The sequence below is a fragment of the Agrobacterium sp. genome (assembly GCF_032092815.1).
Taxonomy (GTDB): Bacteria; Pseudomonadota; Alphaproteobacteria; order Rhizobiales; family Rhizobiaceae; genus Agrobacterium.
In genome coordinates this window covers 1-11144 of the sequence record NZ_DAMDBP010000075.1, presented here as the reverse complement: position 1 = coordinate 11144, position 11144 = coordinate 1, and the positions used below count along the sequence as shown (strand labels likewise).

The following is an 11144-nucleotide window of genomic DNA, read 5'->3' as shown; positions in this document are numbered from 1 at the left end:
GCACTGGTGACGGCAGCTTCAAGCGAACTGCGATTGACGATGATGGTCTGCAAATCCTGATTGGATACCTCAAGAGCAGCCTTCGCCTGCATCAATGCTGCCTTGGCCTTTTCAAGCGTTGCATGTGCCTCTTCCTGCGTGCTGGAGGTACCAACGCCGCTTTTGGTCAGATTGTCCTGACGGTCGGAGGCAAGCTGGGCCTGTTTCAAGGCAGCCTGGGCGCTTTCGATGGATGCCTGGCTGGAGGAGATGTTGGCGCGGGCGGCATTTTCCTTCTGGTCGGAATTGGCAAGCGATGCCTTCTGGCCTTCAAGGGTTGATTTTGCCTGTGCAAGTTTCTGCACATAGCTGCGGTCATCGACACGCACCAGAATGTCGCCCTGCTTGACATCCTGATAATCCTTGACGGCAACATCAACCACATAACCGCTGACCTGCGGACTCAGCATCGTCACGTATCCGCGAACATAAGCATTGTCCGTCATCTCAACCGAACTTGAGAATGGTGGCAGGCGCCATGCGTAAAGCACCATGCCAAGCCCGGTCAGGCCAGCCATAAGGACAATGAGGGTAACAGGGGTGAATATTTTCTTGAGCATTTTCTGACTCGTTTGTTATGAATTCTGTGGAGTGGCGGCAGGTTCAGCGGGCATCAGTAGAGGCTTGAGCCTGTTCCACGCCAGATGGATGAGAAGCATGCCCAGCGCGATCGCCGTGACAACTGAAATGGCCAGGAAGGTATCGGTGTAAGCCAGAACATAGGCTTCGCGTGTCACCTGCTGTGTCAGCAGTGAAACACCTTCTGCATTCAGCAACGTCTTGTCGGTGATGACCTTGCCATAGGACGAGGCAAGCTGGCTTATGCGTTGTGCAACATTTGGATCGGTCAGCACGATGTGCTCGGCCAGAATGTTGGAGTGGAACTTTTCGCGGACCGTCACGAAGCTGCCAAGCAACGCCGTCATCATCAAGGAACCGCTGATCTGCGTGAACAGGAAGATGGCGATGAAGTTGACCAGATAGGGCAACCCCTTGGCCATGGCACTGGCAAAACCCTTGGCCATGACAGGCGGCAGGAACATGGCGGCACCGCAGGCAATCATTGCCTGGCTGAAATACATCTGCTCAGGCCGGGTCAGGTTTGTCGCCTGACTATCCAGAAACGCACCAATAGCAATCAGGCTAAGAGCAATGACGTGGGCAGTCTCGACATATTTGGTCAGCATCAGGAACGCACAGAACACGCCACCGATAATGGTTGCCAGAAGAATGATGCCGTAAAGCGCCATGGTCTGATCATTGATGACGCCAAGCTGCTGATAGAAGCTGACGGCAGTGGTCGACTGCTCCGAGGTCACGGCGCGGAACATGATCAGCACTGCGGCGGTGTGAATGTTCTGGCGTGTGAATATCCATCGCAGATCGATCATCGGGTTTTTGCGGTGCAGTTCGATCAGCACCATGCAGGTCAGACAGACGATGGCGGCGGCCAGCAGCAAACCGAGCCAGCTTGTTTCAAGCCACCAGTAGAACCGGCCCAGCGAGAAAAAGAAGGCCAGGAAACCAAGGCCGGTTCCCATGAACAAGTAACTCAGCACATCGATCCGCTCGAGGATTTTGGCGCGCGGCGGCGCCGTCAAAGGCAGAAGATAAATTGCCGGCAGCGCAATCAGCGCCACACCAAGTTCCAGCGTATAGAGCGAGCGCCAGCCATCAATCTCCATCAGTGACGGTGAGATGATACGGGCAATCGGTGCCGACAACAGGGTGCCGGTGAGCGCAGTGCACAGACCGAAGGACAGTTTGCGATGCGGTGGGAAGGCCTCGAGAATATAAAGGAAACCGAGTGACGATAGAGGGGCAGCTGCCATGCCGCTGACAAAACGCACGATGATGGCCGAATGCAGATCCGTGACGAAGAGATTGAGGCAGGACGCCAGGACAAACAGGAAAATGCTCAGTTCCGCAAACGGGCGCAAACCATATTGCGCACGGATCTTGAACAGGGCAATCGACAGGCTGGCATAGGGCGCCATATAGGCGGCGGACAGCCAGACGACTTCGGCGACCGTTGCAGAGAACTCTCCCTGCAGCTGGTACATGTTGGCGGTGACGATATTCATGCCAAGGCCCTGCGTTATGAAAAACAGCAGGCCAGCGGCGATGTAAACGAGTTTGCCGCCCAGGGATTTTTCCGGAGGGGCTGCGGGGGCCGCAGGCGGTGGTTCAGCCACAACAACATGTTCATCGGCTTTTGATAGTGCGGCCTCGTCCTCGGCTTGTTCGGGCAGTGTGTTGGTCGCGCTCATCAGGCATCCTCACTCGATGAGAGGGCCTGAAGGTTGGAAATCAGGCTGCGCACCACGCTGAGGCTGGTGGCAATGTCTTCCGAAGAAATGTCCGTGGTGATCTGGCGACGCAGGTCGGCCGCCGTGGCATTGACGCTGGCGGCTGTTTTCTCACCTTCCGGTGTCATGTGAATGCGTTTGGCACGGCGGTCGCCCGCCTCTTCACGACGCTCGATGAGGTTCTGTTTTTCCATGCCATCGAGAACGCGCACAAGGGTCGGCGTTTCGATTTCCAGCTCTTCGGCAAGCTGCTTCTGGGTCAGTGAACCACGGCGCGACAGGGCAAACAATACCCTCGCCCGCGCCAGTGTCAGCCCCTGCTCGCTTACCCGCGCGTCGAAAAACGTCCTGAGCTTGCGATTGAAGGACGACATCTCGTCCAGCAACTGCTCCTTGTCGGTTTGACGTGACACGATACTATTTCCTTATAATTAGCATGCTACTTATTTACGGCCTATCTATACGCATTACTGACTATTTTCAAGATGCTTTGCTGTCGTGGCAGCCATGCCGTAAAATCAAGGCAGACACTGTTTGATTCGTTTTCAACTGATGTCCTCAACGCCGGACAGGCTGTGGATTTGTGGGGACAACATAAAATGTGATCGCTCAAATCCCGCTGAGGCACGGCTGTTCGGCATTGTTGCAACTATGTCATTGACTGTCCCGGCCGGTACCGCCACATCGTAGTCCTGCGTGGTGCCGAGCTGGATGTACCAACGCTGTAATTAATGTATTTGCGCGTGCTGCTTTCTGGAAACCGGTCCCCGGCTTTCAGATTGTCCTGCTGGCAATGATGATACGCAGACAGAGGGAGATCATAACAAAGATGAATGACGCAGCAAGAAAGATCGCCCCAGTCTCCCCGGCGGAACCGCATTACCGCGAGGCGCCGAACAACATTGAAGCCGAACAGGCTCTTTTGGGTGCTATCCTCGTCAACAATGACGCCTATTACCGCGTTTCAGACTTTTTGAAGTCGGTTCACCTGTACGAGCCGTTGCACCGCAAGATTTTCGAAGTCGCGGGCGATATCATTCGTATGGGCAAGACCGCCAACCCGGTCACCATCAAGACCTTCCTGCCGGCCGATGACAAGGTGGGCGACCTGACGGTTGCGCAATACCTTGCGCGCCTTGCCGCAGAAGCCGTCACCATCATCAACGCGGAAGACTATGGCCGTGCGATCTACGATCTGGCACTGCGCCGTGCGCTGATCCAGATCGGTGAGGATGTCGTCAACATTGCCTATGACGCGCCACTCGACATGCCGCCACAGACGCAGATTGAAGACACCGAACGCCGCCTCTTCGAGCTTGCGGAAACCGGCCGTTACGATGGCGGTTTCCAGTCGTTCAACGATGCGGTTTCGCTGGCCATCGACATGGCCGGTCAGGCTTTTGAGCGTGACGGCAATCTCTCGGGTATTTCCACAGGCATTCACTCGCTGGATGGCCGCATGGGCGGTTTGCAGCGTTCTGACCTTATCGTGCTTGCGGGTCGTCCGGGTATGGGCAAGACCTCGCTTGCCACCAACATCGCCTATAATATTGCGGCTGCCTATGAGCAGGAAATTCAGCCGGACGGTTCTTTCAAGGCCAAGAATGGCGGCGTTGTCGGTTTCTACTCTCTCGAAATGTCGTCCGAACAGCTGGCAACCCGTATCATCTCTGAACAGACCGAAGTGTCTTCTTCGAAAATCCGCCGTGGTGAAATCACCGAGGCCGACTTCGAAAAGCTGGTTGCCTGCAGCCAGATGATGCAGAAGGTGCCGCTTTACATCGACCAGACCGGTGGTATTTCCATTGCCCAGCTCTCGGCCCGTGCCCGTCGTCTGAAGCGCCAGCGCGGCCTTGATTGCCTTGTCGTGGACTATATTCAGCTGATGACCGGCTCCGGCAAAAGCGGTGAAAACCGCGTGCAGGAAATCACCCAGATCACTACGGGTCTGAAAGCCCTTGGCAAGGAACTGAACGTTCCCATCATCGCACTGTCACAGCTCTCGCGTCAGGTGGAAAGCCGAGACGACAAGCGCCCACAGCTCTCTGACCTTCGTGAATCTGGTTCGATCGAGCAGGACGCCGACGTGGTGCTTTTCGTGTTCCGTGAGGAATATTACGTCAAGAACCTTGAGCCACGCGACCCGGATGATCCGAAATATGCGGAGTGGGAAGCCCATTTCGACAAGGTCAAGGGCACGGCAGACGTGATCATTGCCAAGCAGCGTCACGGACCAACCGGCACTGTCAAACTGGCCTTCCAGTCGGAATTCACCCGCTTTGCGGATCTGGCCGACCCATCCTTCAGCCAGTACGAAGAACACTGACATACAAACGCCCCGTCACAACGGGGCGTTTGTTTTTCAAGGGTTTGAGCTGGTGCTTTCAGAAACTGATTCCGAATTTCGGGGCGAAGGCTCTCATTCTGCTTTAACGCCCGAAGCCAGGGCGATACCTGTTCCTACGGCCTGATGCCGCTTTGGCGATGGAGATACGCTGGTGTTTACGGCCAGACCGTTTCATGCCGCAGCAGCCGACAGCAGGCGTTTCAAAATCCGAATGAACGCAGGACTGCAACCGTCGCCACACCGACAAAGGTGGCTGGCAGAAGTGACAGGCGAAGCGCGGCAATAGCCGTGACCAGACAGGCAATGCTTTCGGCAGTGCCGCTGGAAAATGCCGTTGGTTTCACCACCGCCATCAAGACTGCGGGCGGCACCGATGACAGCGTCTTTTTTGCACGTGGGCCAAGATTGGTATGGCTGACCAGCAATAGCCCGCCCATGCGGGTGGCAACCGTTGCCACCATCATCGCCAGAATGGCGAATAGCGTTGAGGGTTCAAGGCTCATGCCGCCTGCTCCAGCTTGTTTTTCTCGTTTTCAGGCTGCTGTTCATCTGCGCTGAATGCTGCAACGGCCAACCCGGCCAGCGCACCGCTCGCAATATACCAGGCACCAGGGATGTAGAGGTGGGTGAACCATGCGGTGATGGCACTGGCCAGCAGAACAAGACCGGTTTCCGTTCCCTTCCAGAACCCCATCAGCAACACGATGAACACGGCGGGAAAAGCAAAGTCGAGACCGATCAGCGTCATGTCGCCCATGACAGATCCCAACAATGCACCGGCAAGCGTGGATATGTTCCAGACGGCGTAGATCGACAATGCAGCACCGGTAAAAAACGCCGGTGTCAGTTTTGCATTCATCGCCCGGAATTCGGATAGCGCCCAGGATTCATCCGTCAGCACCAGCATGGCGACATATTTGCGCCAGCCGCTGAACCCTTCCAGCTTGGCCGCGATGGATGCGCTCATCAGCACGTGACGCAGATTGACGAGAAGTGCCGCGAAACCCAACGCCACCCAACTTGCCGGATGGGTCCACAAATCCATGGCAACAAATTGCGAGCCACCGGCAAAAACGAGCAGCGACATGAGGCAGGCTTCCAGCGCTGACAGGCCCTTGGATACGGCAACCGCACCAAACACCACCCCAATCGGCACCATAGCCACCAATAGCGGCGCTGCCGCCCTCACGCCAGCCGCCAACTCTGCAGACTTCTCTTTCACCACCATGATGATCTCCAACATTTCAGGAGATGGCAGGTAGAGAAGGATGACGGGGGCGTCTTGAACAAAAGTGATGGGGCCAGAGAACAATCCGGAACAGTTGCTCGACGTTTGGCCTCACGCGGCGCGGAACTGACCCGGCGTGATACCGGTGCGCGCCTTGAAGTGGCGGGTGAAATGCGCCTGATCGGCGAACCCGCATTCCAGTGCCACAGAGGCGGGATTGTCGCCAAGCCGCAACAGGCGGCGTGCCTTGCGAATACGCACATCCGTCAGATAGGCATGCGGGGTAATGTAAAATTCCTTGCGGAAGGCGCGGATCAGATGCGCGCGGCTAAGCCCGGCAATGGCTGCCAGCTGCTCCAGCCCGATATCGATCTCGCAATTGTCTGTCAGGTAATCCCTGACCCGGTAAACCGCGGTGCGTTCGCGCGTTTCCACCGGCAGAATAATCGCGCTGCCGTGGCGACGAAACAGTTCGGCCAGCACGCTGAACATGCCCTCATCCGCCTCCAGCGCGCCGGATTTCGTTTCCAGCCGCTGGTGGGCAATCTGGAAGGCGGCCGCCATTTGCGGGTCTTTTGGCAAAAAACGCGGGAAAGATGGCGAGCCGTGAAACGCCCTGCCCGTCACATCCTCGACCACGTCGCGCAAAAGCTCCATGTCGGGATAGATCATGCGGTAACGATAGCCGTGTCCGCCGGGCGCACCATCATGGATCTGCCCCGGATTGATCAGGTAGAGATTGCCCGGTCCGGTCTGTTCCGTGCTGCCATTGATGGTCGATATCTGCGAGCCGGACTCAATCGCGCCAATGCTGAAAGTGTCATGGGCATGCGGGGAATATTCGTGCGTCAGAAATGTCGCGCTCAGACATTCCATATCCCTGAATCGCCGGTCGCGCCAGAAACGTGTCGTTTCCGTCGTGGCCAGCGGCATGTCATCAAGGGCCTGTTTCTGCGAAACATTGTGCATAGTGAAAGAATAAAGCAATCCGTCATTACCGTCTTGAACAAAAGTGATAGGCTTGAACGGAAATACCGATTTGACTTCAAAACACTGCGAGACAGCATGACCGATTTCGACGATACTTTTTCCGACGGTGACGAATTCGACCATGCGCCGCTGCGATTGACTGTCGATCTCGGCGCACTGGCCGACAACTGGCGCGACATGAAAAAGCGGTCTGGCAAGGCGCGGGCTGCTGCCGTCGTCAAGGCTGACGCCTATGGCATGGGCATTGAAGATTGCGGCACCACGCTGTATCACGCCGGTGCGCGGGACTTTTTCGTGGCAACGGTCGCAGAAGGTGTGACACTGCGTCCTCATGCCCCGGAAGCACGAATTTTCGTGTTGTCGGGCATCTGGCCGGGCCAGGAAAATCACGTCTTCAACAATGATCTCGTGCCGGTGATTGCCTCTGAAGAACAGTTGGCCTTCTGGATGTCGACGCTTGCCGAACGCGGCGATCACCCCTTCGCCCTGCATGTCGATACGGGCTTCAACCGCCTTGGCCTGCCGCTGGAAGATGCGCTGTTTCTCGCCGAAGATATCTCGCGTCCGGCCAGCTTCGACCCGGTTCTTGTGCTGTCGCACCTGGCCTGCGCCGACACGCCATCGGCTGCCATGAACAAGGTGCAGCTTGAATCATTCCGCAGGGTTAGCGCGGCTTTCGAAGGTGTCGAATCAAGCCTTTCAGCTTCTGCTGGAATTTTCCTCGGCCCCGATTACCACTTTGATCTGACCCGCCCTGGCATCGCGCTTTATGGCGGCGAAGCGGTTAATGATGTGGCCAATCCGATGCGCCCTGTCGCCAAGGCGGAAGCCCGCATCATTCAGGTGCGCGAGGCCGGCGAAGGTCAGACAGTCAGCTATGGCGGTTCATTCCTGCTCAAGCGTGCCAGCCGTCTTGCCATCGCATCCGTTGGTTACGCAGATGGCTATCAGCGCTCGCTATCCGGTTCCGGCATTCCACTGCGGGAAATGGGCTATGGCGGTGCTTACGGTTTCATCAACGGTCACCGGGTACCGGTTGCCGGTCGCGTTACCATGGACCTCACCATCTTCGATGTCACCGATGTACCCGACAATGCCGTGCGCGCTGGAGACTATATCGAACTGTTTGGCCCCAACGTTCCCGTCGATGAGGTCGCACGTGCGGCTGGCACCATCGGTTACGAAATGTTGACCGGCCTTGGCTTGCGCTATGCGCGGCAATATCTGTTCGACGAGGAATAATTAAATCCGGGTGGTCATCAACAAGCGCTTGCAAAGCCGACAGCAGGTGTTTATCCCAACATAAAGTTCTTTATTTGTTCTCATTTGAGTGACCCCTCGGGAGCGGCAATCGCATGGCCAAGACCAAAACCCAATTCGTGTGCCAGAACTGTGGCACGGTGCACACCCGCTGGGTTGGCAAGTGTGAGGGTTGCGGTGAGTGGAACACCATCATCGAAGATGACCTGATGGGCGGCATTGGTGCCGGCCCAGGCAAAACACCCAAGAAAGGCCGCCCGGTCGCGTTGACGGCATTGTCCGGAGAAACCGAGGAAGCTCCACGCATTGCTACCGGCATGGCGGAGCTGGATCGCGCCACCGGCGGCGGTTTCGTGCGTGGCTCGGCCGTTTTGATCGGTGGCGATCCCGGCATCGGCAAATCCACGCTTTTGATGCAGGCTGCCGCCGCCCTCTCCCGGCGCGGACAGCGCATCATCTATGTCTCGGGTGAAGAAGCGGTGGCGCAGGTTCGTCTGCGTGCCCAGCGTCTGGGGGCAGCGCAAACCGATGTGCTGCTGGCCGCCGAGACCAATGTCGAGGATATTCTGGCGACGATTTCCGAAGGCAAGCGCCCGGACCTCGTCATCATCGATTCCATCCAGACGCTGTGGAGCGACACGGCCGATTCGGCACCCGGTACGGTCACACAGGTACGCACCGGTGTGCAGGCGATGATCCGGTTCGCCAAACAGACAGGTGCCGCCATGGTGCTGGTTGGCCATGTGACCAAGGAAGGCCAGATTGCCGGTCCGCGTGTTGTTGAACACATGGTGGATGCGGTGCTTTATTTCGAAGGCGACCGCGGCCACCACTACCGCATCCTGCGCACCGTGAAGAACCGTTTCGGACCGACCGATGAAATCGGTGTGTTCGAAATGTCCGACAAGGGCTTGCGCGAAGTCTCCAATCCGTCTGAACTTTTTCTGGGTGAACGCAATTCAAAAGCCCCGGGTGCTGCGGTTTTTGCCGGCATGGAAGGCACCCGCCCCGTACTGGTGGAGGTGCAGGCTCTGGTCGCACCGACGTCACTTGGTACGCCGCGCCGTGCGGTGGTCGGCTGGGATTCGTCACGCCTTGCCATGATCCTTGCCGTGCTGGAAGCGCATTGCGGTGTGCGGCTCGGCCAGCATGATGTTTACCTCAACGTGGCGGGGGGGGATCGCATAACCGAGCCGGCTGCGGACATGGCTGTCGCTTCCGCACTGGTTTCGTCGCTTGCCGGTCTTGCCCTTCCTGCCGATTGTGTTTATTTCGGCGAAGTCAGCCTGTCAGGAGCGGTAAGACCCGTTTCGCACACGGTGCAGCGGTTGAAGGAAGCGGAAAAACTGGGCTTTGCTCAGGCATTGCTTCCGACAGCATCGGCCGAACTGCCCAAAACGGCCAACGGTCGTTGGGCGGAGATTGAAAGCCTGCCGGATCTCGTTGCGCGCATCGCAGGTTCCGCCAACCGCTTCAAACAGGTTGAGGAAGACGAATATTGATCCTTTCGCTGGCTAAGCCTGTGGTGTAAGAGGATCGCAAACAGGCAAGACGGTGCCGTAACAAAGCACCGCGACCTTTGGAGCTGGTATATGCCCATAACGATTTTCGACGGTATTGTTCTCGCCGTTGTACTTTTCTCAGCCGTTCTGGCCATGGTGCGCGGTTTTTCCCGCGAAATTCTGTCCATAGCAAGCTGGGTCGGTTCGGCGGCTGCCGCCTACTATCTTTATCCGGTTCTGGTCCCATACGCCAACAACTACACCAATGACCACCGCATCGCGATTGCCGGTTCGGCCGGCGTGGTTTTCCTTGTTGCGCTGATCGTCATTTCGTTCATCACGTCCAAGATCGCCGACTTCATCATCGACAGCCGCATTGGCGCGCTGGACCGCACGCTTGGTTTCCTGTTCGGTGTCGCCCGCGGCCTTCTGCTGCTGGTTGTCGCACTGGCCTTCTGGAACTGGCTGGTTGACGTCAAGATCCAGCCGACATGGATGACACAGGCCAAGTCGAAGCCGTTCCTCGACATGCTGGTGCAGAAGCTGGAAGCCGTGTTGCCAAGCAATATCGAGCCAGAGGTTCTCGACCGCATCATGGGGCGTAATCAGGATGCGGCAACCGAGCAGGCACCGTCGGAAGAGGCCCCTGCAACCACCGCACCGGCAACAAACAATTGACACTGTGTTGCGTCTTGCGAGATACGCAAGACGCCTTACATGTGGTATGGTTTTTCAACTGAGCAGCAACAGGCCTTCCCGGAGAACGATTTCACCGGTCAGGTCTTTCTTTTTTGGACGCTTGACCTTTCAAATCCCAGGACTGTTTGAAGGTTAAGCGAAGATCAAAATATTACAGTGCCACCACCGCTTGATGAGATGAAGCAGGGCGACTGTAGGGAGCAAAGGCAAGACGCATGAACCAGCCGCTTTCGCATTCCACGATCAGAGACGTTATCGATGGCGACACGCTGCATGAAGAATGTGGCGTGTTCGGCATTTTGGGACATGAGGATGCAGCAACGCTGACGGCTCTTGGCCTGCATGCCCTGCAACATCGTGGACAGGAAGCCGCCGGTATCGTTTCCTTCGATGGCAAGCGCTTCCACCAGGAACGTCACATGGGTCTGGTCGGCGACCACTATACCGACCCTGCTACCCTTGCCCGCCTGCCCGGCCACATGGCCATTGGCCACACCCGTTATTCCACAACTGGCGAAGTGGCGATGCGTAACGTGCAGCCGCTCTTTGCCGAGCTGGAAGAAGGTGGCATTTCCATAGCCCATAACGGCAACTTCACCAACGGCCTGACCCTGCGTCGCCAGATCATCGCCACCGGCGCCATCTGCCAGTCCACCTCCGATACGGAAGTCGTTCTGCACCTGATCGCCCGTTCGCGTCACAGCTCGACATCCGACCGTTTCATCGACGCCATCCGCCAGATGGAAGGCGGTTATTCGATGCTGGCGATG

At 57.2% G+C, this 11144-nt stretch carries 10 protein-coding genes and 1 pseudogene; 5 read left to right on the top strand and 6 right to left on the bottom strand.

Features of this window, described 5'->3' with window-relative positions; all coding sequences use genetic code 11:
- The 3 genes from RT613_RS23040 to RT613_RS23030 form a co-directional block, all read right to left on the bottom strand.
- Window positions 1-599: HlyD family secretion protein (locus RT613_RS23040; RefSeq protein WP_313618700.1), on the bottom strand; the 599-nt coding region annotated here is incomplete at its 3' end.
- A 15-nt stretch (window positions 600-614) separates the two neighbouring features.
- Window positions 615-2309 (bottom strand): MFS transporter, encoded by a 1695-nt coding sequence (locus RT613_RS23035; RefSeq protein WP_313618699.1) that lies wholly within the window; start codon window positions 2307-2309, stop codon window positions 615-617.
- Window positions 2309-2761 (bottom strand): MarR family transcriptional regulator, encoded by a 453-nt coding sequence (locus tag RT613_RS23030; RefSeq protein WP_313618698.1) that lies wholly within the window; start codon window positions 2759-2761, stop codon window positions 2309-2311. Before RT613_RS23030 ends, RT613_RS23035 begins: the two co-directional genes overlap by 1 nt.
- A gap of 416 nt (window positions 2762-3177) precedes the next feature.
- Here RT613_RS23030 and RT613_RS23025 point away from each other — a divergent pair, with 416 nt between their 5' ends.
- Entirely contained in the window at window positions 3178-4674 is a 1497-nt protein-coding gene (locus tag RT613_RS23025) for a replicative DNA helicase (RefSeq protein WP_313618697.1), read from the top strand.
- A gap of 221 nt (window positions 4675-4895) precedes the next feature.
- Here the strand turns inward: RT613_RS23025 and RT613_RS23020 are convergent, their stop codons facing one another.
- From RT613_RS23020 to RT613_RS23010, 3 genes are all read right to left on the bottom strand, one after another.
- Window positions 4896-5198, bottom strand: a complete 303-nt coding sequence (locus RT613_RS23020; protein WP_313618696.1) for an AzlD family protein — start codon at window positions 5196-5198, stop codon at window positions 4896-4898.
- The gene (locus RT613_RS23015; RefSeq protein ID WP_313618695.1) at window positions 5195-5923 is read right to left on the bottom strand and encodes an AzlC family ABC transporter permease; all 729 of its coding nucleotides are present in this window, start codon (window positions 5921-5923) and stop codon (window positions 5195-5197) included. The genes RT613_RS23020 and RT613_RS23015 overlap by 4 nt, the downstream gene beginning before the upstream one ends.
- A gap of 111 nt (window positions 5924-6034) precedes the next feature.
- The gene (locus RT613_RS23010; RefSeq protein WP_313618701.1) at window positions 6035-6856 is read right to left on the bottom strand and encodes an AraC family transcriptional regulator; all 822 of its coding nucleotides are present in this window, start codon (window positions 6854-6856) and stop codon (window positions 6035-6037) included.
- A 132-nt stretch (window positions 6857-6988) separates the two neighbouring features.
- On the opposite strand from RT613_RS23010, the gene alr reads away from it, so the two are divergent.
- From alr to RT613_RS22990, 4 genes and pseudogenes are all read left to right on the top strand, one after another.
- The gene (alr, locus tag RT613_RS23005) at window positions 6989-8155 is read left to right on the top strand and encodes an alanine racemase (RefSeq protein ID WP_313618694.1); all 1167 of its coding nucleotides are present in this window, start codon (window positions 6989-6991) and stop codon (window positions 8153-8155) included.
- Between the two features lie 113 nt (window positions 8156-8268).
- Window positions 8269-9675, top strand: a complete 1407-nt coding sequence (gene radA, locus RT613_RS23000; RefSeq protein ID WP_313618693.1) for a DNA repair protein RadA — start codon at window positions 8269-8271, stop codon at window positions 9673-9675.
- A 90-nt stretch (window positions 9676-9765) separates the two neighbouring features.
- The gene (locus RT613_RS22995; RefSeq protein WP_313618692.1) at window positions 9766-10353 is read left to right on the top strand and encodes a CvpA family protein; all 588 of its coding nucleotides are present in this window, start codon (window positions 9766-9768) and stop codon (window positions 10351-10353) included.
- Between the two features lie 236 nt (window positions 10354-10589).
- Window positions 10590-11144 (top strand): annotated as a pseudogene (locus RT613_RS22990) (amidophosphoribosyltransferase); the annotation flags it as partial.

Excerpts from the sequence above, each read along its gene's own strand:
- RT613_RS23035 (WP_313618699.1), bottom strand. The coding sequence starts at position 2,309 with ATGAGCGCGACCAACACACTGCCCGAACAAGCCGAGGACGAGGCCGCA.
- RT613_RS23025 (WP_313618697.1), top strand. The coding sequence starts at position 3,178 with ATGAATGACGCAGCAAGAAAGATCGCCCCAGTCTCCCCGGCGGAACCG.
- RT613_RS23020 (WP_313618696.1), bottom strand. The coding sequence starts at position 5,198 with ATGAGCCTTGAACCCTCAACGCTATTCGCCATTCTGGCGATGATGGTG.
- RT613_RS23015 (WP_313618695.1), bottom strand. The coding sequence starts at position 5,923 with ATGGTGGTGAAAGAGAAGTCTGCAGAGTTGGCGGCTGGCGTGAGGGCG.
- RT613_RS23010 (WP_313618701.1), bottom strand. The coding sequence starts at position 6,856 with ATGCCGCTGGCCACGACGGAAACGACACGTTTCTGGCGCGACCGGCGA.
- alr (WP_313618694.1), top strand. The coding sequence starts at position 6,989 with ATGACCGATTTCGACGATACTTTTTCCGACGGTGACGAATTCGACCAT.
- radA (WP_313618693.1), top strand. The coding sequence starts at position 8,269 with ATGGCCAAGACCAAAACCCAATTCGTGTGCCAGAACTGTGGCACGGTG.
- RT613_RS22995 (WP_313618692.1), top strand. The coding sequence starts at position 9,766 with ATGCCCATAACGATTTTCGACGGTATTGTTCTCGCCGTTGTACTTTTC.